This window comes from Bradyrhizobium sp. UFLA05-125 (assembly GCF_059803515.1).
Map to the genome: position 1 here is coordinate 1 of NZ_JBANBJ010000074.1, position 24,321 is coordinate 24,321.

22 protein-coding genes and 1 pseudogene are annotated in these 24,321 nt (G+C 64.2%); 12 read left to right on the plus strand and 11 right to left on the minus strand.

All coding sequences use genetic code 11. The features are described from left to right. The 5 genes and pseudogenes from SO156_RS37510 to SO156_RS37530 all read left to right on the plus strand — a co-directional run. Positions 1-103 (plus strand): annotated as a pseudogene (locus tag SO156_RS37510) (chemotaxis protein CheW); the annotation flags it as partial. 30 nt (positions 104-133) lie between these two features. After that, the gene (locus SO156_RS37515) at positions 134-520 is read left to right on the plus strand and encodes a response regulator (protein WP_458149657.1); all 387 of its coding nucleotides are present in this window, start codon (positions 134-136) and stop codon (positions 518-520) included. A 47-nt stretch (positions 521-567) separates the two neighbouring features. After that, a complete protein-coding gene (locus SO156_RS37520) occupies positions 568-1,452 on the plus strand; it encodes a CheR family methyltransferase (protein ID WP_498538314.1) in 885 nt (294 codons plus the stop codon). Then, the gene (locus SO156_RS37525) at positions 1,449-1,763 is read left to right on the plus strand and encodes a PilZ domain-containing protein (RefSeq protein ID WP_458149659.1); all 315 of its coding nucleotides are present in this window, start codon (positions 1,449-1,451) and stop codon (positions 1,761-1,763) included. The genes SO156_RS37520 and SO156_RS37525 overlap by 4 nt, the downstream gene beginning before the upstream one ends. A gap of 143 nt (positions 1,764-1,906) precedes the next feature. Continuing rightward, positions 1,907-2,410 (plus strand): response regulator, encoded by a 504-nt coding sequence (locus SO156_RS37530; protein ID WP_458149660.1) that lies wholly within the window; start codon positions 1,907-1,909, stop codon positions 2,408-2,410. A gap of 23 nt (positions 2,411-2,433) precedes the next feature. On the opposite strand, the gene SO156_RS37535 is transcribed toward SO156_RS37530, so the two are convergent. Continuing rightward, positions 2,434-2,766, minus strand: a complete 333-nt coding sequence (locus SO156_RS37535; RefSeq protein ID WP_498538315.1) for a hypothetical protein — start codon at positions 2,764-2,766, stop codon at positions 2,434-2,436. Between the two features lie 153 nt (positions 2,767-2,919). Between SO156_RS37535 and SO156_RS37540 the strand changes: the two genes are divergently transcribed. After that, positions 2,920-3,555 (plus strand): response regulator transcription factor, encoded by a 636-nt coding sequence (locus SO156_RS37540; protein ID WP_449384159.1) that lies wholly within the window; start codon positions 2,920-2,922, stop codon positions 3,553-3,555. Positions 3,556-3,718: 163 nt separating this feature from the next. Here SO156_RS37540 and SO156_RS37545 read toward each other — a convergent pair whose 3' ends face one another. From SO156_RS37545 to SO156_RS37555, 3 genes are all read right to left on the minus strand, one after another. Then, a complete protein-coding gene (locus tag SO156_RS37545; protein ID WP_498538316.1) occupies positions 3,719-7,315 on the minus strand; it encodes a PAS domain S-box protein in 3,597 nt (1,198 codons plus the stop codon). Next, positions 7,293-7,712: a response regulator gene (locus tag SO156_RS37550; protein WP_498538317.1), complete on the minus strand. Its 420-nt coding sequence runs from the start codon at positions 7,710-7,712 to the stop codon at positions 7,293-7,295. The genes SO156_RS37545 and SO156_RS37550 overlap by 23 nt, the downstream gene beginning before the upstream one ends. A gap of 192 nt (positions 7,713-7,904) precedes the next feature. Next, positions 7,905-8,621, minus strand: a complete 717-nt coding sequence (locus SO156_RS37555) for a GntR family transcriptional regulator (RefSeq protein ID WP_498538318.1) — start codon at positions 8,619-8,621, stop codon at positions 7,905-7,907. Between the two features lie 93 nt (positions 8,622-8,714). Here SO156_RS37555 and SO156_RS37560 point away from each other — a divergent pair, with 93 nt between their 5' ends. The 5 genes from SO156_RS37560 (at position 8,715) to SO156_RS37580 (ending at position 13,938) form a co-directional block, all read left to right on the plus strand. Continuing rightward, on the plus strand, positions 8,715-9,737 hold the full coding sequence (locus tag SO156_RS37560) for an ABC transporter substrate-binding protein (RefSeq protein WP_498538319.1): 1,023 nt from the start codon (positions 8,715-8,717) through the stop codon (positions 9,735-9,737). 4 nt (positions 9,738-9,741) lie between these two features. Beyond that, complete coding sequence (locus tag SO156_RS37565) at positions 9,742-10,503, plus strand: ABC transporter ATP-binding protein (RefSeq protein WP_498538320.1); 762 nt, start codon at positions 9,742-9,744, stop codon at positions 10,501-10,503. An 11-nt stretch (positions 10,504-10,514) separates the two neighbouring features. Then, positions 10,515-11,378 carry an ABC transporter permease gene (locus tag SO156_RS37570; RefSeq protein ID WP_498538321.1) on the plus strand — a complete coding sequence of 288 codons (864 nt, stop codon included), beginning with the start codon at positions 10,515-10,517 and terminating at the stop codon, positions 11,376-11,378. Further along, positions 11,375-13,111, plus strand: coding sequence for an L-arabinonate dehydratase (araD, locus tag SO156_RS37575; protein ID WP_458149668.1), 1,737 nt, complete (start codon positions 11,375-11,377; stop codon positions 13,109-13,111). Before SO156_RS37570 ends, araD begins: the two co-directional genes overlap by 4 nt. 107 nt (positions 13,112-13,218) lie before the next feature. Next, complete coding sequence (locus tag SO156_RS37580) at positions 13,219-13,938, plus strand: ribonuclease activity regulator RraA (RefSeq protein ID WP_498538322.1); 720 nt, start codon at positions 13,219-13,221, stop codon at positions 13,936-13,938. A gap of 113 nt (positions 13,939-14,051) precedes the next feature. On the opposite strand, the gene SO156_RS37585 is transcribed toward SO156_RS37580, so the two are convergent. From SO156_RS37585 to SO156_RS37600, 4 genes are all read right to left on the minus strand, one after another. Beyond that, positions 14,052-16,157 (minus strand): S9 family peptidase, encoded by a 2,106-nt coding sequence (locus SO156_RS37585; protein ID WP_498538323.1) that lies wholly within the window; start codon positions 16,155-16,157, stop codon positions 14,052-14,054. Positions 16,158-16,366: 209 nt separating this feature from the next. Beyond that, positions 16,367-17,554, minus strand: a complete 1,188-nt coding sequence (locus SO156_RS37590) for a pyridoxal-phosphate-dependent aminotransferase family protein (RefSeq protein ID WP_498538324.1) — start codon at positions 17,552-17,554, stop codon at positions 16,367-16,369. Between the two features lie 126 nt (positions 17,555-17,680). Then, entirely contained in the window at positions 17,681-18,406 is a 726-nt protein-coding gene (locus SO156_RS37595; protein WP_458149672.1) for a thermonuclease family protein, read from the minus strand. A gap of 215 nt (positions 18,407-18,621) precedes the next feature. Next, entirely contained in the window at positions 18,622-20,352 is a 1,731-nt protein-coding gene (locus tag SO156_RS37600; protein ID WP_498538325.1) for a hypothetical protein, read from the minus strand. Positions 20,353-20,772: 420 nt separating this feature from the next. Here SO156_RS37600 and SO156_RS37605 point away from each other — a divergent pair, with 420 nt between their 5' ends. Continuing rightward, entirely contained in the window at positions 20,773-21,621 is an 849-nt protein-coding gene (locus SO156_RS37605; RefSeq protein WP_458149674.1) for a caspase family protein, read from the plus strand. Between the two features lie 140 nt (positions 21,622-21,761). On the opposite strand, the gene SO156_RS37610 is transcribed toward SO156_RS37605, so the two are convergent. From SO156_RS37610 to SO156_RS37620, 3 genes are all read right to left on the minus strand, one after another. Next, positions 21,762-22,658 carry an efflux RND transporter periplasmic adaptor subunit gene (locus SO156_RS37610; protein ID WP_498538326.1) on the minus strand — a complete coding sequence of 299 codons (897 nt, stop codon included), beginning with the start codon at positions 22,656-22,658 and terminating at the stop codon, positions 21,762-21,764. Positions 22,659-22,824: 166 nt separating this feature from the next. Next, positions 22,825-22,959: a hypothetical protein gene (locus tag SO156_RS37615; RefSeq protein WP_458149676.1), complete on the minus strand. Its 135-nt coding sequence runs from the start codon at positions 22,957-22,959 to the stop codon at positions 22,825-22,827. A 118-nt stretch (positions 22,960-23,077) separates the two neighbouring features. After that, entirely contained in the window at positions 23,078-24,193 is a 1,116-nt protein-coding gene (locus SO156_RS37620; protein ID WP_498538327.1) for a lactonase family protein, read from the minus strand. Positions 24,194-24,321 lie beyond the last annotated feature (128 nt).

The following is a 24,321-nucleotide window of genomic DNA, read 5'->3' on the forward strand; positions in this document are numbered from 1 at the left end:
CAAGCTTGCCGGCGGCGTCCACCGTCTCGACGGCCAGCTCATGGTCGTTCTCGATGTCGATCGCGTTCTCGAACTCGAAACCAAAGTGCAAATGGCTGCGTGAGCCCAACAACATCGAAGCCGGAGAACCAAAATGAAGACATGTTTGGTCGTCGATGATTCCAGCGTCGTGCGCAAGATCGCGCGCCGCATCCTGGAAGGCCTTGAATTCGAAGTCACCGAAGCCGAGGACGGCTCGAAGGCGCTGGAGATCTGTCAGCAGAAGCTGCCCGATGCCGTGCTGCTCGACTGGAACATGCCGGTCATGGACGGCTTCGAATTCATGGGCCACATGCGCCGCATGCCCGGCGGCGACCAGCCCAAGGTGGTGTTCTGCACCACCGAAAACAACGTCGCCCACATCGCCCAGGCGCTCAGCGGCGGCGCCAACGAATACATCATGAAGCCGTTCGACAAGGACATCATCGCCGACAAGTTCGCTGAAGTCGGCTTGATCCCGGTCGGACAAGCCTTTGCTTAAGTCTTCCTGGCCTGAGTGTTCCCGGTAATCCTGCGAGAGGCTGCCCTGTGACCCCGCCCGAGTATGAGTATCTGCGGAAGTTTCTGAGAGACCATTCCGGTCTCGATCTGTCTGCCGACAAGCAATATCTGATCGAGAGCCGGCTGTTGCCGCTCGCGCGCAAGGCCGGACTCTCCGGCATCGGCGAGCTCGTCCAGAAGCTGCAAGCTGGTTCGAGCGCGCTGATCACCAGCGTGGTCGAAGCCATGACCACCAATGAGACCTTTTTCTTCCGCGACAAGGTCCCGTTCGATCATTTCCGCGATACGATCATGCCAGAGGTGCTCAAGGCGCGCGCGGCGCGCCGGAGCGTGCGTATCTGGTGTGCCGCCGGCTCGACCGGGCAGGAACCCTATTCGCTGGCGATGAGCTTGAAGGAGATGGGCGCGGCGCTCACCGGCTGGCGGGTCGAGATCATCGCCACCGATCTGTCGCAGGAGGTTTTGGAGAAATCCAGGGCCGGCATCTACAGCCAGTTCGAGGTGCAGCGAGGCCTGCCGATTCAGCTTCTGGTCAAATATTTCAAGCAGACCGGCGAGACTTGGCAGATCAATCCCGAGCTGCGCGCCATGATCCAGCATCGGCAGCTCAATCTGCTGCACGATTTCTCCCAGCTCGGCACTTTCGACGTGATCTTCTGCCGCAACGTGCTGATCTATTTCGACCAGGAGACCAAGATCAACATCTTCAACCGCCTCGCTCGTCAGGTCGAGGGCGACGGCTTCCTGGTGCTCGGAGCTGCGGAAACCGTGGTCGGGCTGACCGACACATTCCGTCCGATTCCGGAGCGGCGCGGCCTCTACAAGCCCAATGACGCACGCAGCGTCGGCGCCAAGCCGGCGATCGCGGCGGCGCCTCCGCGGACTGCTGCAATGGCAGGGCTGCGCGCATGAGCGAGGATGGCAAGGGTGCGGAACGTGTGACGTTCAGTCGGGGCTATGATGTCTGCATCATGGCGATCGACGGAACCTGGCGTCGCGATTGCAAGCTCAACGCGATTTCCGACACCGATGCCATCCTTACGGTCGAAGGCTCGATCCAGGGCCTGAACCTCAAGGAATTTTTTCTCCTGCTGTCCTCGACAGGCCTTGCCTATCGCCGTTGCGAGCTGGTGCGCGTCAACGGTGCGGAAATGGACATCCAATTCCTGCGCGGCAAGAACAAGAAGAAGCGCGCCGCCGCGGGTCATGACGCGATGGTCTGAACACGGGGCTGGCGTCCTGCTTGCTTTCCTAACGCGTTGTGTCGAATTTGCTGCAAACATCCGATTGAATTCGCGGCCTCCGTTTTACGTGGCCTAAGCGCGTGCGCTGTATGAATTGCCGGTCTCACTCGCAGGATCCGGTAATGCCAAGAAGCTCCTTCTCCACACTCCCGTCAAACCCGTCTGATGCCGGCGAACGGCGTCCGTTGCAGCTTCTGGTCGTCGATGACGACGCCACGCAGCGCAGCCTGATCACGGTCGCAGCCAAGCAGGCCGGACATGCGGTGACCGTGGCGTCCTCGGTTTCGGAGGCGATCAGCAAGCTTCGCGCCGGGCGCTTCGACTGTGTGACGCTCGATCTCGTTCTGGAGGACGGCGACGGCATCGAGGTGCTGCGCGTGATGTCGGAGGCGAAATTCGCGGGCTCCGTGATTGTCATCAGCGGCATGGATGGCCGGCGTCGCAGTGCCGCCCGCCACTTTGCCCGGTCGGTGGGAATCGAACTGCAGAGCCTGCCGAAGCCGCTCGATCTCGCCGCGCTGCGCATCTGCCTTGCCAATCTCGGCAAGATGGCGATGGGTCTGCCGACGATGCATACTTGGGGCGGAGTCGCCACCGATGCGATCGTAGAGCGCCACCGCGCGTGATCACGCGCGGGGTACGCGCGGTATCAGCCGATCAGGTGCGGCTGCCGTGCCGCTGCGGTCGCAGTTTCAGCCAACCTGCCGGAATCAGAGAACGATTTTAAGGCAAGGTCGAGGCCGGCCCTGCACGCACCGAGCGCTGCGTTTGCCGTGGCATAGCGGGGCGTGACGTCATCCAGCACGAAAACGTCGGTGGAACCCGGCGGATCGCAGGCATCCTCCAGCGTGATCGCGGCCTCGATCAGGCGTATGCTGGTCTCGATCTGCGCGATCAGAGAGCGAAGATCGGCGGCGATCAACTGACGGCTGTCGGAAATGGCCGCTGCGACACGTGGGTCGGTGCCAGCAGAATTTTGCATGGATATTCTCCGTCCCCCAGTCATTAGGCACTACGCCGCTACTTGTGCGTTAACTTCATGTCCCGTACAAATGCGGGGTGGGCCGAATCCGTGCCGAACGCCAAAAACGTTTGGCGCGGACACAAGTCTTCTCATGCCGGATGGACGTGGCACATGGCCGAAAAAACCTCCCGTGGCGAGATCTTTGTGGTCGACGACGACCCTGCCGTTCGCGACACCCTCTCGATGGTGTTGAAGGCGGCGGGCTATGAAGTGATCTGTTTTGCCGACGGCGCCGCGCTGCTCGCGGTCGCGCGAAATCGCACACCGGCCGCGATCCTGCTCGACGTCCACATTCCCGGCAAGTCGGGCCTCGACATCTTGAGGGAGCTGCACGGCGAGGATTATCCCGCGCCGATCTTCATGATCTCCGGACAGGGCGATATCTCGATGGCCGTCAGCGCCATCAAGAACGGCGCGCTCGACTTCATCGAGAAGCCGTTCCGCGGCAGCGAGATCGTCAACCGGCTCGACGAGGCGATCGGGGCTTATGCACGTCGGCAAGCGGAGAGCGCCTCGCCCAAGTTCGGCCAGCTCCACTTCCCCGGACGCGAGCCCCTGACCCGGCGCGAGCGCGAGGTGCTCGAGCAGTTCGCCGCGGGTGCCTCCAACAAGGAAGCCGGCCGTACGCTCGGGATCAGCCCGCGCACCATCGAGGATCATCGCGCCAACATCATGAAGAAGCTCGGTGCCCGAAATGCGGCCGATCTGATCCGCATCGTGATGACGGCGGCCCAGCGCGCGTCGTAAATCGAAGCTCCTCTCTCGTGCCCCGGACACAGCGCGTCACGCAGTGATGCGCTGCTGAGCCGGGGCCCATCTCTCCAGTTTAGAGCAAGCGTTGTGGATCCCGGCTCTGCACAGCAGCGCTGGCGCGCTGCAGTGCGTCCGGGACACGAGAGTTACGCGCGTCTCAACCGTCGAGCGCCTTGCGCAAAATCCTTGCGAGATCCGACTTGCGGTACGGCTTGGCCAGCAGCAGAACGCCTGAGTCCAATCGTCCGTGGTGGATGATCGCGTTTTCCGTATAGCCTGATGTGTAGACCACTTTGAGATCTGGCCTGGTCTTCAGGATCTCGTCGGCAAGCTGACGGCCGTTCATCTTGCCCGGCATGATCACGTCGGTGAACAGGAGGTCGAACGGCTTTCCGGCCGTGACGATCACCAGCGCGTCAGCCGCATTGGCCGCCTGCAACGTCGCGTAGCCCAGCGAATGCAGCTGAGCCAGCACATAGTCGCGCACCAGGCGATCGTCCTCGACCACCAAAATCGTCTCGTCTCCGCCCTCGATCGTAGCCGGCGTCACGCCCTCGCCGTTCGCGGTCGCCGTCATGCCCGGCGGCAGGTACATCTTGATCGTGGTCCCGTGTCCTTCCTCGCTGTAGATCCTGATATGGCCGGCAGACTGCTTGACGAAGCCGTAGACCATGGAGAGGCCGAGGCCGGTGCCCTTGCCGGGTCCCTTCGAGGTGAAGAAGGGATCAAACACCCGGTCCAGGAGCTTTGCCGGGATGCCGGCGCCGGTGTCGCTGACCGCGATCAGCACGTAGTGGCCGGGGCGAATGTCGTTGATGTTGGCGTAGACTTCGTCGAGATAGGCAGCTCCCGTCTCCAGGATCAGCTTGCCGCCGTTCGGCATGGCGTCGCGGGCGTTGAGCGCCAGGTTGAGAAGCGCGGTGGTGAGCTGGTTGGGGTCGACGATCGCCACGCAACTTTCCGCCTCGAACACGGACTCGATCTGGATCTGCTCGCCCAGCGTCGGACGCAGCAGCTTGGCGGTGTCGACGATCAACGAATTGACGTCGATCTCGCGCGGTTGCAGCGGCTGCTTGCGTGCAAAGGCGAGCAGGTGCTGGGTCAGATCGGCGCCGCGCGCCGCGGCCTCGTCGATCATCTTGGTGATGGCGGCAAGCTGCGGCTCCTTCTCGACCGCTTCCGCCAGGATCTCGATCGTCCCGGTGATGACGGTGAGGATGTTGTTGAAGTCGTGCGCCACGCCGCCCGTGAGCTGTCCGACCGCCTCCATCTTCTCGGCATGGCGAATGCGCTCCTCGGCCGCGACCTTGTCGGTCAGGTCGCGGTAAAAGACGTTGAACAGCAGTCCTTCGCGACGGCTCAGCGCGGTGACGCTCAGCTCAGCCTGGAATTCCTTGCCGTCACGTCGGCGGACCATCATCTCGCGCCGGCGCTCGGGGACCCTGCCGTCTTCCGAGCTCACGAAGCGTTGCAGGCCGGCCCGGATCGTTTCGCGTTCGCTCTCGGCGACGATCAGGTCGATGCTATTCCTGCCCAGCGCCTCATCGCGCCGCCAGCCGAACAGCCTTTCCGCCTGCGAGTTCCAGTCCAGGATGGTGCCGTTCTCGTCGGTCTGGACGAAGGCGTCGAGCGAGGTCTCGATGATGTTGCGGGCGAGCTGCTCGCTTTCCCGCAGCGATTCCTGCGCAAGCCGGGCTTCGGTCATGTCGCGCCCGACGAAGTAGAAGCGCTTCATCTCGGCAGACCATGTTCCGAGCCAGGAGAGCCAGACCTCGTGCCCGTCCTTGTGGAAACAGCGGGTGTCGGCCAGCTTCGGCCGTTCGCCGTGCCGCAAGGCCCGCATGTCCTCGCGTGCCCCCTCCAGATGATCTGGATGGACGAAGTCGGCGCCGCTGCGGCCGACCATCTCCTGCGGCCGATAGCCGAGAATGGCTTCCGAACTCGGACTTATCTGAGCGACGTAGCCCCTCGCATCCATGATCATGATCAGGTCCTGCGAGGCGTCGAAGATCCGCCGCCGCTCCTCGAGCTGCTGCTGCAGTGCCCGCTCGGTGCGCCTGGCTTGGGTGATGTCACGGGCCGATCCGGAAGCGCCGATGATTTCGCCGCCGGGACCCCTGATCGGCGACAGGCTGAGCGCGATCTCCACAGGAGTGCCATCCCTGCGCAGGCGCACCGTCTCGAAGCGTTCGATCGGTTCGCCGCGCGCGATCCGTCGCAAATAATCCTTGCCCTGCTCGCGGCGATCGGGAGGCACGATGATCGAGGTGTGCTTGCCGATCGCCTCGTCCGCCGAATAGCCATAGAGCCGTTCGGCCGCAGGATTCCAACCGGTGATGATGGCGTCGAGCGACTGCATGACGATCGCATCGTCGGAGGATTCGACCGCGGCACTGAACAGGCGCTCGCGTTCGGCATGATGGCTTCGCGCGGCTTCGGTACGGCGGTGCTCGCGAACCTCGCGTTCGAGAGCCGCGGTCTTGGCCTGCACCTCCGCTACCATGTGCGCGAAGGCCCGTGCCAGTGCGCCGGTTTCGCCGGCCGCATCGACTGGAATGGCGATCTCGCCGCCTCGGCCGACGGTCTCGACGGCGCGCGTCAGTTGCACGACAGGCCGTGTCAGGGTTCTCGCGAGCAGGATCGCCAACACGGCTGCGCCGAGCACCGCAATCGAGCCGACCGACAAGGTGGTGTTTTGGATCGCCGCGGCAAAACGGGCGAATGTCGTGTTGGGAGCAATCTCGATGATTCCGAGCCATTCTTTGCCGGCGAGTAGCGCCGGCGCGAAAGCTGCGCCGCCAACCCGGCCTCGCGCATCCCTGACGGCTTGAGCAGCACCTTTGGTGGCCCCGATCATCCCCGCAAAATAGGGAAGATCCTTCGTCCAATCGTTGGACTCGCCGTGCGAAAGGCCGAACTCGCGACTGCGGTCGGGATGCACGACGTAGTCGCCGCGCGCATTCACGACGTAGAGCTGCTCGCCCGGGCGGACCAGCGAACGGAGACGCTCCAGCTCCGGACGCATATCGATGTTGACGATGATGATTCCGAATGGCTTGCCGTCCGGCGTGAACAGCGGAGAGGCCACACGCAGCGTCGGTGCGTGGGCCGTCGTCGTGCCGCCTCGATCACTCGCCGGTTCGAGTGGCGAGACGTAGAGCTCGCCCGGAGGAAGCCGGATCGTCTCCTGGAAGTAGCTGCGCTCACCCTTGCGCCGGAGCTCGTCATTGGGAGCAATCCGCGCCGAGTCGCTGGGGCCGGTCCGGTCCACCCGGATCAGTTCCGGCTCGCCCTCCTCGATGCCGATGATACGAAACTGCGCGTAAGCCGGCTTGGAATCGATCTCGGCGGCAAGGCGCGCCGCGAGGCGGTCGCGCCAGGTTTTCTCGGAAACGCCATCCTGCGTGTCGGTCCCTCCGGCAAGATGCGCGCGGATCAGGCCGTTGAGAGCGGCCGCCGCGCGGTAGCCGGCAATGTCGCCGCGCGCGCTGGCGACGTAGCCTTCGACGTCGGATGCAAGCAACCGTGAGTGGGTCTCCAGCCGATCGATCACCCGCGGCAGGACGGCCTGCTCGACGCTCGAGGAACTCAGCCAGCCTACCGCAGCCACGGTAGCCGCAACCAGCAGAGTCATGGCGATAGCGAGCCGCGTCGCCAGCGTCATGTCGCGCTTCTCGCTGTTTCGGGTACGGTTCGGCTTGTCCTGGTGCGTCGCAGAACCGCTGCCCTCGTTATCTGCCGCCGGTGCTGACATCAGGAGTCCTCGGCTTGCTCGCCTGCAGGCAATCGTCGACGGCCGCGAGCAGCGCCTCGGGGCGGAACGGCTTGGGCAAGCTTGCCGCTGCGCCGAGCCTCGTCGCCATATTGAGGAAGTCCGGTTCGGCATAGGCGTCGGGCGCGGCCGACCGGCCGGAAATCACGATGATCGGCACCCCCGGCGCTCGCGACCGGATGTGTCGCATCGTCTCCAGTCCATCCATTCCGGGCATGAAGATATCCAGGAACAACAGCTCGAACTGATCGGCTTCAAACAGTGCAAGGCCCTGTTGGCCGTCACCGGCGACCATCACGCGATGGCCAGCCCTCTCCAGCAGCAGCCGGATCGTCATCTGCACGGCCGGATCGTCATCCACGATCAGGATGTTGGCCAAGTTCCAGTCCCCCGAGCCTGGTCCAGGTCGACCATGTCGGTCGAAGCAGGGATTAGGAAATTGTTGCGCGGATTCCGCGTAACCTGCAAGCACTTCGCGACGATGGGACGTGCCGGTGGCGTGGCTCGGACGTGATCTGCCTATATGCACGCTTGCATGCATATCATGCTACAGCAGGTGGCTGCGCCGCGTCTAGTCGCTGAGATATTCCGGATAGCTTGCCCGGATCCTGTCGAGCTCGCTGAGCGTGCCTGACAGATGCGTGCGCAAATGCTGCTGCGCGGCATCGGCGTCGCCGGCTTCGATCGCGCGGGTGATCAGCCTGTGGTGCCGCACGATGTTCTGGGCCTTGCCGGGGGAGGGAAGGTGCAGCCGCCGCAAACGGTCGATATGTCCGCTGCGGCTGCGTACCAGCGTCCAGAGCTCGTGCTTGCCCGCGGCCGCGTAGAGCTGGGCGTGGAAATCGTTGTCGCCGGCGATGAAGCTCTCGAAATCTCCGCCCCTGGCGCATTGCTGCTGGAGCGCGATCGCGTGGTCGAGACGGATGATCAGGGCTTCGTCATGGCTCTCCGCGAGCAGCCGCACGATCTCGAGCTCCAGCGCCTGGCGCAGGAAATGCGCCTGCTGGGCGCGGCCGACATCGATTCGGCTGACCACCGTCGCGTGCTGAGGAAACACGTCGACGAGCCCTTCTTCCTCCAGTCGCATCAAGGCGTCGCGGATCGGCGTCGAGCTGACGCCGAATTGCGTGGCGAGATCGGCACGCGACAGCGGCGAGCCCGGCGGCAGCTCAAGGGACAGGATCGCGTTGCGCAGCCGCTCGAACACCTGTGGCGCGGCCTGCCGGGCGCGGTCGAGCCGTGCGCCGGCGCGGGACGCCCCGCGAGGCGCGGTATGGGACACTTCCATGGCGGCGGCTCCGCGCGCTTGCCTTTGATGCACTAATGCATTAGTGCATCACCAACGCCGCTCGTCAATGCCGGCCGGAGGAAACGAACAACAATGATCAAGCAGTTCCAGCACGGCCTCGCCGCCGTCGCCCTGATCGCCGCCATGGCCGTGTCGGCGACTCCTTCAGCGAGAGCGCAGCAGAAATCCGAGATCGCGCTGTCGCGGCAGCCCGGCATTTTCTACATGCCGAGCCACATCATGGAGAAGCTGAAGCTGATCGAGAGGCATGCGGCTGCGCTCGGCGTATCAGGCGTCACCACCAAATGGATCACCTTCTCTGGCGGCGGCGCGCAGACCGACGCGCTGCTCGCGGGCGGGGTCGACATCCTCAACACCGGCACCGGCAATCTCCTGCTGCTGTGGGATCGCACCCGCGGCGGCGTGAAGGGCATCGTCGCGACCTCGGCGCAGCCGATGACGCTGATCAGCCGCGATCCCAACGTCAAATCGATCAAGGATTTTGGCCCGACCGACAAGATCGCGGTGCCGACGGTCAAGGTCTCGACCCAGGCGATCGTATTGCAGATCGCGGCCGCCGAAGCCTTTGGCGCGGACCAGTGGTCGAAGCTCGATGCCAACACGGTGCAGCTCGGCCATCCCGATGCCTACGCCGCGCTCGCCAATCCCAAGCACGAGGTGCACAACCACTTCTCGATTCCGCCGTTCAGCTTCCTGGAACTGAAGAACGTGCCGGGCGCGCATGTCGTGCTGAATTCATCCGACGTGATGGGTGGGCCCCTGAGCCAGGCGCAGTTCTTCACCACGACCAAATTCGCCGACGCCAATCCAAAGATCATCCAGGCTGTGCGCGACGCGACCAAGGAAGCGCAGGACCTGATTCGCAGCGACACCAGGCAGGCGGTCGAGATCTACAAGGAGATCACCGGCGACAAGACCTCGGTCGAGGAGCTGCTGGATCTGCTCAAGCAGCCCGGCATGATGGAGTGGAATCTCGAGCCGCAGGGCACGATGAAATTCGCCGCCCATCTATTCAAGACCGGCACGCTGAAGACGCAGCCCAAGGCGTGGACGGACTATTATCTCCCCGTCGCGCACGATCTGAAGGGCAGCTGAGTCCATGGCGCTGCTCGATGTCAGCGGGGTGACGCTGCGCTACAAGACCTCGAGCGCCGTCGTCACCGCGACCGAAAAGGTGTCATTCACCGTCGACAAGTCCGACCGCTTCGTGTTGCTCGGACCGTCCGGCTGCGGCAAGTCGACCCTGCTCAAGGCGGTCGGCGGCTACATGGTGCCGAGCGAAGGGCGGATGGCGATCCAGGGACGCGATATCGTCGGCCCCGGCGCCGACCGCATGATGATCTTCCAGGAGTTCGATCAGCTCCTGCCCTGGAAGACCGTGCTCGCCAACGTGATGTTTCCGCTCCTGACCGCACGGCGGCTGCCGCGCAAGGAGGCCGAGGCGCGCGCGCGGGCCTATATCGACAAGGTTGGCCTCACCCGCGTGGTCGATGCCTATCCGCACACGCTCTCGGGCGGCATGAAGCAGCGCGTCGCCATCGCCCGCGGCATGGCGATGGAGCCGGACATTCTCCTGATGGACGAGCCGTTCGCGGCGCTCGATGCGCTGACGCGGCGAACCTGCCAGGACGAATTGCTCCAGCTCTGGCGCGAGACCAAGTTCACCGTGCTGTTCGTCACCCATTCGATCGCCGAGGCGATCCGCATCGGCAACCGCATCCTCCTGCTGTCGCCGCATCCCGGCCGCGTCAAGGCGGAGGTCGTCGATGTCGATCGCGTCTCCACCGACGATGGCAGCGCCGGGCGGCTGGAGAAGGAGATACATGATCTCCTGTTCTCGTCCGCGGCAACGGCGCATTGAGGGAGCCGGTCATGAGTGAAGCGAGAATCCTGCTGCGAGCCGCACCGGTTGGGGACGCCGTCAGCGCCGGGGAAGTCGAGCGCAGGCTGAGCGTCCTTGAGCTGTTGTGGAACGAAGGCTTCGTCCGCAAGACGATCATCATCCTGTTTCTTGCGGCGATCTGGGAAGCCTACGGCGTCTACCTCGACAATCCCCTGCTGTTCCCGACGCTGCACGATACCCTCGTCACGCTGTTCGAACGCGTCAAGGACGGCACCATTCCCATGCGCGCATGGACCTCGTTGAAGGTGCTGTTCATGGGGTACTCGGCGGGAATCGTGCTGGCCGCGATCTTCACGGTGCTGGCGATCTCGACCCGTATCGGCACCGACTTCCTCGAGACCGTCACGGCGATGTTCAACCCGCTGCCGGCGATCGCGCTGCTGCCGCTGGCGCTGATCTGGTTTGGGCTGGGCAATGCCAGTCTAGTGTTCGTGCTGATCCATTCGGTGCTGTGGCCAGTCGCCCTCAACACCCATTCCGGCTTCAAGAGCGTCTCCAACACGCTGCGCATGGTCGGGCGCAATTATGGCCTGCGCGGATTGCCTTATGTTGCAAAAATTCTGATCCCGGCGGCGTTCGGCTCGATCCTCACGGGCCTCAAGATCGGCTGGGCCTTTGCCTGGCGTACGCTGATCGCGGCCGAGCTGGTATTCGGCGTGTCGTCAGGCCAGGGCGGCCTCGGCTGGTTCATCTTCGAAAATCGCAACCTGCTCGACATTCCTGCGGTCTTCGCAGGCCTCTTGACCGTCATTATCATCGGGCTCTTTGTCGAGAACCTGATCTTCCGCGCGATCGAGCGGAATACCGTCCAGAAATGGGGTACCCAATCATGACGAAGAAAAAGACGCCCGACCAGCTCCGCAGCGCGCGCTGGTTCGCGCCTGATGACCTGCGCTCGTTTGGCCACCGCTCGCGCACCATGCAGATGGGTTACGCGCCGGAGGAATGGAAAGACCGGCCGATCATTGCCATCCTCAATACATGGTCGGACGCGCAGCCCTGCCACATGCACTTCAAGTCGCGCGTCGACGACGTCAAGCGCGGTATCCTGATGGCCGGCGGTCTGCCGATCGAATTGCCGGCGCTGTCGCTGTCGGAATCGCTGCTCAAACCGACAACCATGCTTTACCGCAACCTGCTGGCGATGGACGCAGAGGAGCTGCTGCGCAGCCATCCCGTCGACGGCGTGGTGCTGATGGGCGGCTGCGACAAAACCACGCCGGCGCTGCTGTTGGGGGCCACCTCGATGAACATCCCGGCGATCTACCTGCCGGCAGGTCCGATGCTGCGCGGCAACTGGAAGGGCAAGACGCTTGGCTCGGGTTCCGACGGCTGGAAGTACTGGGACGAGCGGCGCGCCGGAAAGATCTCCGACAAGGACTGGGTCGACATCGAAGCCGGTATCGCCAGAAGCTATGGCACCTGCATGACCATGGGCACGGCGTCGACCATGACGGCGATCGCCGAAGCGATCGGAATGACGCTGCCGGGCGCCTCCTCGATACCCGCGGCCGACGCCAATCACATTCGCATGGCCAGCGAATGCGGTCGCCGCATCGTCGAAATGGTCTGGGAAGACCTGACGCCGAAGACGGTCCAGACGCGAAAGGCATTTGAGAACGCGATCGCGGTCGCAATGGCGATGGGCTGCTCGACCAATGCGATCATCCACCTGATCGCACAGGCGCGCCGCGCCGGTCAGGACATCGGCCTCGATGATTTCGAGAAGGCCAGCCGCAAGGTGCCGGTCATCGCCAATGTGCGGCCGAGCGGCGATGCCTATCTGATGGAGGACTTTTTCTATGCCGGCGGTCTGCCGGCGCTGATGGAGCAGATCAAGCAGCATCTGCATCTGGATTGCATCACGGTCACCGGGAAAACGCTTGGCGAGAACATCGCGGGCGCTGAGGTTCACAATGATGATGTCATCCGCTCGGTCGATAACCCCATCTACAAGGAGGGAGCGCTTGCCGTGCTCACGGGCAACCTTGCGCCGGATGGTTGCGTGATCAAGCCAAGCGCTTGCGCGCCGCGCTTCCTCAAGCACACGGGACCGGCGCTGGTGTTCGACGACTATCCGTCGATGAAGAAGGCAGTCGACGATCCCAATCTCGACGTCACCGAGGACCACATCCTCATTCTCCGTAATGCGGGGCCTCAGGGCGGGCCGGGCATGCCGGAATGGGGCATGCTGCCGATCCCGACGAAGCTCGTGAAGCAGGGCGTGCGCGATATGGTGCGCATTTCTGACGCCCGCATGAGCGGCACCAGCTACGGCGCCTGCATCTTGCACGTCGCGCCGGAGTCTTATGTCGGTGGCCCGCTCGCGCTGGTGAAGAACGGCGACCGCATCACGCTCGACGTCGCCGCGCGCACCATCAATCTGGATGTGCCGGACGCCGAGCTCGCCAAACGCCGCGCGGAATGGAAGCAGCCCGAGCGCCGCTTCGAGCGCGGCTATGGCTGGATGTTTACCAAACACATCAAGCAGGCCAATGACGGCTGCGACTTCGATTTCCTGGAGACCGGCTTCGGCGCGCCGATCGGCGAGCCATCGATTTACTAACCCAATCACCGTCGTTCCGGGATGGTCCGAAGGGCCAGACCCGGAACCTCGAGATTCCGGGTTCGATGCTGCGTATCGCCCCGGAATGACAACACAGGGATGCACCAATGACAAAACTCAGCGACGCCACCCGCAACAAGCTCAAATCCGTCTCCACCGCCACCGTCGCCACCGCGCTGTTCAAGCGCGGCCTGCGCATCCAGATGATCCAGGATGTGCATCCCCTGAGCCCGAACCAGCCGACCATGGTCGGCGAGGCTTTCACGCTGCGCTACATGCCGGCGCGCGAGGATCTCAACACCATCGAGGTGTTCCGCGATCGCTCGCATCCGCAGCGCAAGGCGGTGGAGGATTGTCCGCCCGGCGCCGTGCTGGTGATGGACAGCCGCAAGGACGCGCGCGCTGCTTCGGCCGGCGCGATCCTGGTGACGCGATTGATGAAGCGCGGCGTCGCCGGCGTCGTCACCGACGGCGGCTTTCGTGATTCCGCCGAGATCGCCAAGCTCGGCTTCCCCGCCTTCCATCACCGCCCGAGCGCGCCGACCAACCTGACGCTGCACCAGGCGATCGAGATCAACGTCCCTATCGGCTGCGGCGACGCGCCGGTGTTTCCCGGCGACGTCATCCTTGGCGACAGTGATGGCGTGATCGTCATCCCCGCGCATCTCGCCGATGAGATCGCGAATGAAACCTTCGAGATGACCGCGTTCGAGGATTTCGTCACCGAGGAAGTCGGCAAGGGCCGCGGCATCTTCGGGCTCTATCCCGCCACCGATCCGCAGACGCTCACCGACTTCGCGGCCTGGCGCAAGGCGAACGGCAGGTAGCTGAGCGCGGCCAACGTGCGGCGCGTAGCCCGGATGGAGCGAAGCGTAATCCGGGGCGGTGTTGTCGTCTGCACGAATCCCGGATTTCGCTGCGCTCCATCCGGGCTACCTGGCTACGCCACCGCCTCCGTCATTCCCGCCGCCCAGAGCGCGAACGCGTAGACGATCGCCACCTCGTCTAGCCGGTCGAAGCGGCCCGATGCGCCGCCGTGGCCGGCGCCCATGTTGGTGCGGAGCAGGACCGGGCCGCCGCCGCTCATAGTGGCGCGCAGGCGCGCGATCCATTTGGCGGGCTCCCAGTAAGTGACGCGCGGATCGGTCAAGCCGCCCATCGCCAGGATCGCCGGATAATCCTTTGCCGCAACATTGTCGTAGGGCGAGTAGGACAGGATCGTACGAAAATCCTTCTCGCTCTCGATCGGGTTGCCCCATTCCGGCCATTCCGGCGGCGTCAGCGGCAGCGTGTCGTCGAGCATGGTGTTGAGCACATCGACGAAAGGCACCTCGGCGACGATCCCTGCGAACAGCTCGCCGGCGCGGTTGGCGACCGCGCCCATCAGCATGCCGCCGGCCGAGCCGCCATGGCCGACGATGCGTTTTGCGCTCGTGTAGTTGGCCGCGATCAGCGCGCGCGCGCTCGCGGCGAAATCGTCGAACGTATTGGTCTTCTTCTCGCGCTTGCCGTCGAGATACCAGCCCCAGCCCTTGTCGGCGCCGCCGCGGATATGCGCAATGGCGTAAACGAAGCCGCGATCGACCAGCGACAGGCGGTTGGTGTTGAAGGAGGCCGGCATCGCTGCGCCATAGGAGCCGTAACCGTAGAGCAGCAGCGGCGCCGTGCCATCGAGCTTGAGGCCGCGGCGATACAGGATCGAAACCGGCACCTCCGCGCCGTCATGGGCTTTCGCCATGATACGGGTGGTGACGTAGTCGGCCGCGTCGTGGCCGGACGGAATCTCCTGGCGCTTGCGAAGCACGCGCGAGCGCTTGGCCATGTCATAGTCGTAGACCTCCGACGGCGTGGTCATCGACGAATAGGAGAAGCGAAGATTCGTCGTCTCGAACTCGTAGGAACCCATGGTGTCGAGCGAATAGGCCGCCTCATCGAAGGCGATCGCGTGCTCTTCGCTCGAAGTGAGATCGCGGATCACGATCGCCGGCAGCGCGTTGGCGCGCTCCAGCCGCACCAGATGGCCGGCATAGAGATCGATATCGATGATATAGATGCCCGGACGATACGGAATCAGATCGCGCCAGTTGTTGCGCTCCGATGCGGCGAGCGGTGCGGTGACGATCTTGAAGTCGATCGCGTCGTCGGCGTTGGTGAGGATGAAGAGCTGGTCGCCGCGATCGGCCAGCGAATATTGCACACCCTCCTCGCGAGCCGCGACCAGTCGCGGCGGCGCGTCGGGATTGGCGAGGTCGATCAGCCGCTGCTCGGATGTTTCGTGATCGCCGCCGGCGATCACGCAGAAGCGCCCGCTGGTGCTTTCGTGCAAATGGGTGAACCAGCCGGAGTCCTGCTCCTCATAGACCAGGGTATCGTCGGCCTGCTTGGTGCCGAGCCGGTGCCGCCACACCTGCATCGGTCGGTGATTGTCGTCGAGCTTCACATAGAAGAAGCTTTTGGCGTCCTTGCTCCAGACCACGCCGCCGTCGCTTTCCTCAACGAGGTCGTCGAGGTCTGTTCGCGTCGCCCAATCGCGCACGCGGATTGAAAAATACTCCGAACCCTTGGTGTCGGCTGTCCAGGCCTGGAGCTTGTGATCGGGCGAATGCCGGCTGCTGCCGAACCTGAAGTATTTGTGATCCTTTGCGAGCGCATCGCCGTCGAGCACGATATCGCTGTCGCCGCCGTTGCGCGGCATGCGGCCGAACAGCTCATGCTGTCCGCCTTCGCGAAACTTGCGGAAGTAGGCGAACAGGCCGTCCGGTGAGGGTACGCTGGAATCGTCTTCCTTGATCCGGGACCGCATCTCGCGCACCAGCGTCTTCTGCAGGAGGGCGGTGTGGCCGAGCAGGCTCTCGGTGTAGGCGTTCTCTTCCTCGAGATAGTTGCGGATGTCGGGATCGAGCACCTGGGGATCGCGCAGCACCTCCTGCCATTTCGCATCCTTCAGCCAGGCATAGTCGTCACTCACGCTGATGCCGTGCCGGGTGAACGAATGCGGCCGCCGCGGCGCGACGGGGGGCTTGGTGGGGCTGGCGGTTTTGGTCAAGTCGATCCTCGCGTCAGGGGGCGTGTCTCGCCATATATCGGATCGAAGACACCAGATTTAAAGAAGCGCCAAGCACCGCGCTCGTGTCCCGGACGCGGCGCGGCGCGACAGTGACGCGACGCAGAGCCGGGACCCAAGGCCGCCACCTGGGCCCCGGCTCAGCAGCGCATCGCTGCGTGCTGCGCTGCGTCCGGGGCGCGAGACGAGAATTACGCCCCCACCTGCTCGCCGAGATACGCGACCGCCGCCTCGAGCCCACCCTTGCCGTGCGGGATCTTCAGCGCGTTGAGGCCCACTTCGATCACGCCGAGCGTGCCGAGCAGCATCGGTGCGTTGACGTGGCCCATATGGGCGATGCGGAAGGCCTGGCCCTCGAGATCGCCGATGCCGGTGCCGAGCACCACGCCGCATTTGTCCTTGCAATAGCGTTGCAGCACGGCCGGGTCGTGACCGTTGCCCATGGTTACGGTCGTCACCGTGTTGGAGCGCTCGTTGTTCTCCAGAATGTTGAAGCCGAGTACCTGGCCCTCCGACCACACCGCGACTGCTTGCCGCGCGGCTTCGCCGAGCAGGTGATGGCGACGGAATGCGTTCTCCAGACCCTCCTCGTGCAAGAGGTCGATCGCCTGGCGCAGCGCGAACAACAGATGCACCGGCGCGGTGCCGGCATATTTGCGATAATGCTCGGTGCCTTCGCGCTCGCTCCAGCTCCAATAGGGCGTCGCCATGTTCGCCTTCTTGTGCGCCTCGAGCGCGCGATCATTCGCCGCAACGAAGCCGAGGCCGGGCGGCGTCATCAGGCCCTTCTGCGAGCCGGACATCGCGACGTCGATGCCCCATTTGTCCATCTCGAACGGCATGCAGCCCAGCGAAGCCACGGTGTCGACCATGTACAGCGCCGGATGGCCGCTCGCCTTGATCGCCTTGCCGATCGCCTCGATGTCGTTCTGTACGCCAGAGGCAGTGTCGACCTGCACGACGACGACGGCCTTGATCTTGTGCTCCTTGTCACGGCGCAGGCGCTCCTCGACCTCGTGCGGCCGCACTGCGCGGCGCCAGTCACCCCGGAGCACCTCGACCTCGGCACCCATCAAGGATGCCGCATGGCCCCAGCCGATCGCGAAGCGGCCGCTTTCCAGCACCAGAAGCTTATCGCCGCGCGACAGCACGTTGCTGAGCACGGCTTCCCAGGCGCCGTGGCCATTGGCGATGTAGATGTAGGACTTGCCCTTGGTCGCGAACAGTTTCGAGAGGTCGCTGATCAGGCTCTCGGTCAGATCGGTCATCTGCTTGGAATAGATGTCGATCGCCGGACGATGCATCGCCCGCAGCACCTCGTCGGGCATCGTGGTGGGCCCGGGGATGGCCAGAAATTCCCGGCCCGCGCGAACGGTCATTGTTGTTTTTCCTTAGTTGATGAAGACGGTCTGGAGGGTCATTGATCTAGCTTTTACGCGCCGCGGGGGCCCGAGAAAAGCACGTAAAACGCGGGATGATCATGCAGGGCGAGAGCGTCCGGAGCCCTATCGCCGCGTCTCGCGACAGCCGGCGGCCTCCGCCTCTTCGACTGAACAGAACCAGCGGGTGCCCTTGCTGATCTTCATCTTGATCTGCGCGTACCAGCGGCTGGTCGGCTGGTGAAAGATGCATTCGCCGGCACTGTTGACGTTGCCCTTGATGGTGCAATCCGGCGAGGGCGCGATGGCGCCCGACGCCGAGGCGAGCAGGATTGCATGCGCCCCTTCGGGCGGCTTGGTGGCGCCGAGGATCGCGGTCTTCTTGTTGCGCACGCGCCAGTCCCAGGGGGCGATGAAGGCGCCCTGCCACATGCCGGCCTTGGCTTCGCGTGCGGCGGCTTCATCCGCCTCGTAGTCGTGGGAGATGCGAGTAAAGGCCAGCGCCCAGCCGTTTCGCACCAGCCATTTCTGGATGTCCTCGCCATCGACCTCGCAGCGCGCCACGGTGCGGCCGCGGCGGTCGATCGACCTCGCATGGCAGACCCAGCTCTTGCCCTCGACGTGTTTGGTCAGTTCCTCGCGTGCTGCCACGCCGCAGGTCCAGCGCTCGCCCTGGGTGTTGAGGCACAGCTGGTCGGTCGAGGGTGCATCGATGCCGCCGAGCCGGATGCGGGTATTGCCGATCTGGAGTGTATCGCCGTCGCGGATCTTTGCCGTGCCGGTGATGTCGGCGGCCTGCGCCAGCGTGGGCAAGGCGAGAAGGGAAATCGCAGCTAGGAATTTGCGCAGCATGCCGGTCCGCGGGTCAGGAAAAATCGCGATCAACGACGCAATTGTGGTCGGGATTTGGCCGCCGGGCCAGCACCTGCCCAAGTTATGGGCTTTCAACTTCCTGTCATCGAGCTCCAGATCCGTAGGGTGGGTTAGCCGAAGGCGTAACCCACCTCTTTGCTTTCCGCGGGTCGAAGGAAGTGGTGGGTTACGCTTTGCTAACCCACCCTACGATTCTACGCGGATCCGCGCATCGCCTTCCGCGCCACGGCCAGCCCCATCAGCACGAAGGCCGACGTCACCTCCGGCCCGCCAACCAAGATCCGCGTCGGGGTCTTCATCTTGTTCCATTCATAGGCGCGGAACGGGCCACGGCGGCCACCTTCGCCGAGAGCTTTGACGATGCAGTTCAGCGCCGGCGCGAAGGTCCTGGGATCGGCGCCGAGATGGCCGAGCGCGATCAAGGCGAGCGCCGCGTCGAATGCGTTCATCTCGGCGACGAGCATCTCGCCCTGGACATAGCCGAGCACGCGGGCGCGGATGAAATCGAAGGTGCCGTCGGGATCGATCGCGGCCTGGGCGGCCAGCGGCAGCGACAGGAAGCTCGCATAGCAGCGGCCGAAATAGGCGCTGTAGAGTTCGGGCAGATAGTAGATGTGCGAGCGCGAATTGGCGAAGGCGCCGCTCACCGACAGCCGTTTCTGGAACGCGATGATGCGATGTACGGTGGCGAGCCGCGCCGGCATCTCCAGAATTTTCCAGCGCTTGAGATTGCGGAACGACACTTCGAGGATGTCGAGGTTCAGCGTCGGATCGAGATCGTTGCCGTAGGGCCGCTCGCCGGCGAGATTGTCGATCCAGGTGGCGACGCCGCCTTCGTAATCGATGTTGTCGTTGAGCGGCACGGTGACGCGCGGCTCGTTGACGCCCTCGCGCACCTGGTAGCCGGCGTAGAAATCGAGCAGCGGTTGGGCGAGGATCGGATCCTCGCAGCCGGCCTGCGTCGCGGCCGAGAGCGAGCACGCCGTGGTGTCGCAGTCCGGCACGTAGACGCCGAAGCCGAGATCCTGCTTGATCTGCGCGAAAAAGCGGGAGAAGCGCGGATGCGGCGCCGGCGCGAGCGCGGTGATGACGTCGAAGCGATGGCCTTCGCTGCTTCGCACCTCCTCGCGACTGATGTTGATGCAGAAGTCGACCATGTCGGCGATCGCGGCCTGCGCGGCAGTGGCGTCGTCGGGCGAGGCGAGGCCGGTCTCGCGATAGGCGAGCAGCGCCTCGATGAAAAAGGCGTCGTAGTAGGCCGAACGGTGGCGGATCTGCACCGGCTCCCACATCGGCTCGGCGATGCCCCTCCAGGGCGGATTGATGATGGCGCCTGCGCTCGAGCGCGCGATGAAGACGCGCGCCAGATTGAACAGCAGTGAGGAGTTCTTGTAGCCGCGCGAGTTCAGGCCGGTCAGCGCCATGATCAGCTCGCGACCGCGCAGGTCTGGATCGCCGATCAGGTTGAACGCGGCGAAGGTCGGCAGAAAGCCGTTCTGGCGGTAGCTGCGCAGCAGATGATGGGCGCAGTCGCGGATCACGTTGTCGATCTCCGCCAGCGCCGGCGCCGCACCGTTGAACGGCATCGGTGGCGGCTTGGGATGGTCGAGCGCGATGGTATCGAGGAGGTCGGCGACGGGGCGGCCGACCGCCTCCCAGTCGGGTTCGGCGTCGTCACGGGCGCGGGTCAGCGCCGCGCGCAGCCCGCTGAGCCTTGTCTCCTCGAGCAACTCGGGCAGGCCGGCGCGGCGGAGCAGCGCCCGCAGGGCGGGATTGCCGAGCGCGGTCTTGTAGAATTTTGCCAGATGCGGATCGCCGGTGGCCGGGTCGGCCAGCACAGGATCGCAGACGTCGTAAAGCGAGGGGCCGTCCTTCCGTGCCGTCAGGGCGCGGAAGGCGTGCCCGGCGAAATAATGAAAGCTCATGAATGACCTGGTCGCGCGGGGCCTTGCCGGGGTTCACGGCACGCCGTCCCGGCAGCGCGCCTATGTCTCCGCAAGTGTTTGAAAAGTGTCACGAATTCGTGGGGAACACAAATGTGACTTATGTCACATAAAAATCCGTCACGGAGGCTGCCCCTTTAGCCCCCAAAAGGCGGCGAAAAGGTGCAAAAATTCGCATCGGGGCTGACGTGAATTAACCAGTATATTCAGTGGTTTATCTAAAAAGAGGGGCAATCTATTGCCCCGGGGGCGATATCCGGTTAAGGGTTTGTTTGGTGCGGCGCCGCAAATTGCGCGCAATTCGGGGACACACCCCCGGCCAATCCCTCAAACCTAAAGACGCCATCGCGCTACTCGGACAAGTACGCGCGTCGCGATGGCTCCTGACAGGAATGAACCGAGATGAATGTAAGGCAGCTCGACATTTCCCGACGCACCATTGCGGTCGCCGCCGCCCTGATCGGCACGGTGTCGCTGGCGATCGGCGCCCACGCTGCCCTGAACATGCGCGCCCTCGATGCCGCGAAGGCGGTCTCGACCGTTGAGGTCACCGGTTCCGTCGGCCACACCTCGCGCCTCGCCCTCGTCATCGGCAATGGCCACTATCCCGATGCCAATGCGCCGCTATCGCAGTCGATCAACGACGCGCGCGCGCTGTCGTCCGCGCTGCGCAAAGGCGGCTTCGACGTCGACATGGTGGAGGACGCAAGCAAGGATGACATGGTCCGCGCCGTCAATCGCCTCAAGTCGAAGATCACGCGCGACAGCGTCGTCATGCTGTTCTTCGGCGGCTACGGCGTGCAGGCCGGCCGCGAGAGCTACATGCTGCCGGTCGACGCCGTGATCTGGAAGGAAAGTGACGTCCGCCGCCACGGCGTCTCGATCGAGAGCGTGCTCGAGATGATGAAGGAGCAGGGCGCCAAGGCCAAGCTCGTCGTCGTCGATGCCTCGCGCCGCAACCCCTATGAACGCCGTTTCCGCTCCTACAGCCACGGGCTGGCGCCGATCAGCGCATCCGACAACGCGCTGATCCTCTCCTCCGCCTCGCCCGGCAAGGTCGCCGACGACGGCAGGGGCGAGCACAGCGTGCTGGTCGGCGAACTCCTGAATAACCTCAATGCGCAGGGCAGCGCCGAAAGCGTCTTCAACAAGACCCGCGTCGCGATCTCCCGCGCCTCCGAAGGTGACCAGGTCCCGACGGTGTCGTCCTCGCTCCTGGAAGACGTCCAGTTCGACCAGGCCGGCGGCTAGTCTCTCGCCGCAATTTGTAGCGCTGCATTTTGCAGGGTGGGCAAAAGGCGCAACGCGCCGTGCCCACTGGTGGGCACGCTTCCGCCTTCTCTTCGAGCTACGGCGGACAAGCCGCTTTGCCCGCCCTACGAAGTTGCGCGTTACTTCGTCTCTGCGCTCGCCATCACCGGGCGCACCGGGTCGCCTTCGCGCAACAGCGCGCCGGCGCGGGCGACGACGATGTCACCTTCGTTGACGCCGTCGCGGATCTCGATATTGCCGCCGGACATCAGTCCGATCTCGACGCGCTTGGTCTCGACGCGGTTGCGACGGATGAGCTGAACCACGGTGCCGGCGGGACTGTACTGCACGGCGGTGAGCGGGACGGCGACATTACAGCTCTGCCCGGTCTTGATCAGCGCGCGCCCGCTGGAATTCAGCAGCAGCCGTCGCGGCGTCGAGATGCCGATATAGACCATGCCCTGCTGGATGTTCGGCTCGACCGTCGGCCCGATCTTGCGCACCTTGCCGTCGATGTCGCCGGCACCCGCGATGCGCACGGTGGCCGGCTGGTTCACCGCGAGCTTCTTGATGTCGGCGGTGGCGACGAGGCCGACGAGGTCATATTCGCTGCGCGCCACGATCGAGAACAGCGCTTCGCCGCGTGCCGAGGCCGGCGCGCCAATCTGCGCGGTCGAGGCGGAGATCACGCCGGCGACCGGCGCCGTCACCTGGACTGTGCCGCCTTCGGGCAAGGCCAGCCGCGCCAGCACCTGGCCGGCGGTGATGGTGTCGCCGGCTTCCGCCAGCACCTCCGTCACCTTCAATCCGGGACGCTCGGGCCGCACCGAGGTTTCCTCGCGCGCGATGATCGTGCCGCTCGCCTCCACGATATCGGAGAAGCAGGACTTTGCCGCCTTCAGCACCGTGACGGCCGGGCCCTTCGGCGCCTCCTCATCGGCGGCCCGGGCCGGGAGGGGCCCAAGAAAAAGGCCAAGCCCCAGTGCGATGGTCACGGGAAACAGGGTTTTGCGAGATTTGCGGGTGCAATGACGCATCGGACTAATCCACGGGATCAAACGCTTCACTCGATAGCAGATGGCGGGGGCACAGACCATGGCGCACGGGTGCCACAGCAGGATCGATTGCCGCGGGGTGTAGTCCACGGCAAGCCTTTGATTAGTCGCGGAATTGAAGATCAGGTTCGGCGCCTCGCGCCATCCGTCAGCGGCGTTCGCCGAGCAGCCTGCCGGTCGTGCGATTGATCAGGTGCAGGCGCGCGCACGCCGGACACGTCACCGAATCGTGCGTATCCTTGGCATCGGTCGGCTCGGCCACAAGCCGATGCTGAACGTTCATGCCGGTCTGCGGGCATTTGAAGACAATATGACGGTCCATCGCGTGTCGGAATATGACCGCGGCGAGCCGCGACCGAAACTACGGATGATTGCGTAGGTCGGTCGCAGCTCCCGTACTCTTACGGCAGCGTGACGAACTCCACCCAGTTCGGCTTCTTGCCGGTCGGATAGGACTTCAGCTTGGTTAACGCGCCGCTGGCCTGGTCGATGGCGTAGACCGACATGCCGTCGGACAATTCGCCGACGGCGGCGAGATAGCGGCCGGTGGGATCGATGTTGAAGCCGCGCGGCTGCTTCTCGGTCGGCACAGTTCCGACCGTGGTGAGTTTGCCGCTTGCCGGATCGATCTTGTAGGCGGTGAGCGTGTTGGTGGTGCGCTCCGAGGCGTAGAGGAAGCGGCCGTCGGGCGTAACATGGATGTCGGCGGCCCAGGGTTTGCCGGTGAAGCCTTCGGGCAGCGCCGTGGTCCGCTGGATCTCGCTCCACGCGCCGGTCTTGGCTTCATAGCTGAATGCCGCGACGTCGCCGTTCAGCTCGTGGATCAGATAGATATATTTGCCGTTGGGGTGGAATACGAAGTGCCGCGGGCCCGATTTCTCAGGCACCTTGTAGACCGGCGGATCGCTCGGCGTCAGCTCGCCGGTGGTTGCATTGAAGGCGAAGGCGAGCACCTGGTCGGAGCCGAGATTGGTCGCAAACGCGAAGCGGTTGTCGGGCGAGGGGATGAAGGCGTGCGCATTCAGCCCGGTCGGAATCACCTGCTTGGGCTCGCCGACGACGCCGGTATCAAGCAGCGGATTGAGCGCGACCTTGTTGCCGCCATAGGAGGCGCTGAGCACGAACTTGCCGGTGCGATCGGTCATGACATAGGCCATGCTGTCGGCGAGCGGCCCGTTGCCGATATGCTTGAGTGTGCCGGTCTTCTGATCGATCGCAAAGCTCACCGCCGAGAACGGCTGCGAGCGCACGCCGGCAATCAGCACGCGGTGATCGGGCGTCACCGCCAGCGGCGTCGAGGAGCCAGGCTTCTCGATGCCTGCGAAGGGCGCGGTCTGCACCGCGCTCATTTCGCCCTTGTCGTCGATGCGGAAGACCGAGATGTCGTTGCTGTCGGCATTGCCGACATAGGCGAAAGTGTCGGCCATGCCGGCGCTTGCTCCGAATTGGGTGGCGAGAATGACGGCGCATGCCGTCAGCGGCAGTTGCAGGGCAATACGGCGGGTCGGTCGAGACATGAGGCTTCCTCCAGCTTTCCAAAATCGCCATTGCCGTCCGGCAAGGCTTTTCTTGGTTCCCGCGAGGATACAAGGCTGCCTGCCATTCCACCAAAATCCAGTTTGGATCGATCGATGTCGGAATTGTA

Bases quoted from the DNA above. Each gene is read 5' to 3' on its own strand.
- SO156_RS37525 (WP_458149659.1), top strand. From the start codon at position 1,449: ATGAGCGAGGATGGCAAGGGTGCGGAACGTGTGACGTTCAGTCGGGGC.
- SO156_RS37590 (WP_498538324.1), bottom strand. From the start codon at position 17,554: ATGACCGTTCGCGCGGGCCGGGAATTTCTGGCCATCCCCGGGCCCACC.
- SO156_RS37610 (WP_498538326.1), bottom strand. From the start codon at position 22,658: ATGCGTCATTGCACCCGCAAATCTCGCAAAACCCTGTTTCCCGTGACC.
- SO156_RS37560 (WP_498538319.1), top strand. From the start codon at position 8,715: ATGATCAAGCAGTTCCAGCACGGCCTCGCCGCCGTCGCCCTGATCGCC.
- SO156_RS37545 (WP_498538316.1), bottom strand. From the start codon at position 7,315: ATGTCAGCACCGGCGGCAGATAACGAGGGCAGCGGTTCTGCGACGCAC.
- SO156_RS37595 (WP_458149672.1), bottom strand. From the start codon at position 18,406: ATGCTGCGCAAATTCCTAGCTGCGATTTCCCTTCTCGCCTTGCCCACG.
- SO156_RS37515 (WP_458149657.1), top strand. From the start codon at position 134: ATGAAGACATGTTTGGTCGTCGATGATTCCAGCGTCGTGCGCAAGATC.
- SO156_RS37540 (WP_449384159.1), top strand. From the start codon at position 2,920: ATGGCCGAAAAAACCTCCCGTGGCGAGATCTTTGTGGTCGACGACGAC.
- SO156_RS37615 (WP_458149676.1), bottom strand. From the start codon at position 22,959: ATGAACGTTCAGCATCGGCTTGTGGCCGAGCCGACCGATGCCAAGGAT.
- SO156_RS37555 (WP_498538318.1), bottom strand. From the start codon at position 8,621: ATGGAAGTGTCCCATACCGCGCCTCGCGGGGCGTCCCGCGCCGGCGCA.
- SO156_RS37565 (WP_498538320.1), top strand. From the start codon at position 9,742: ATGGCGCTGCTCGATGTCAGCGGGGTGACGCTGCGCTACAAGACCTCG.
- SO156_RS37600 (WP_498538325.1), bottom strand. From the start codon at position 20,352: ATGAGCTTTCATTATTTCGCCGGGCACGCCTTCCGCGCCCTGACGGCA.
- SO156_RS37620 (WP_498538327.1), bottom strand. From the start codon at position 24,193: ATGTCTCGACCGACCCGCCGTATTGCCCTGCAACTGCCGCTGACGGCA.
- SO156_RS37535 (WP_498538315.1), bottom strand. From the start codon at position 2,766: ATGCAAAATTCTGCTGGCACCGACCCACGTGTCGCAGCGGCCATTTCC.
- SO156_RS37570 (WP_498538321.1), top strand. From the start codon at position 10,515: ATGAGTGAAGCGAGAATCCTGCTGCGAGCCGCACCGGTTGGGGACGCC.
- SO156_RS37605 (WP_458149674.1), top strand. From the start codon at position 20,773: ATGAATGTAAGGCAGCTCGACATTTCCCGACGCACCATTGCGGTCGCC.
- SO156_RS37580 (WP_498538322.1), top strand. From the start codon at position 13,219: ATGACAAAACTCAGCGACGCCACCCGCAACAAGCTCAAATCCGTCTCC.
- araD (WP_458149668.1), top strand. From the start codon at position 11,375: ATGACGAAGAAAAAGACGCCCGACCAGCTCCGCAGCGCGCGCTGGTTC.
- SO156_RS37530 (WP_458149660.1), top strand. From the start codon at position 1,907: ATGCCAAGAAGCTCCTTCTCCACACTCCCGTCAAACCCGTCTGATGCC.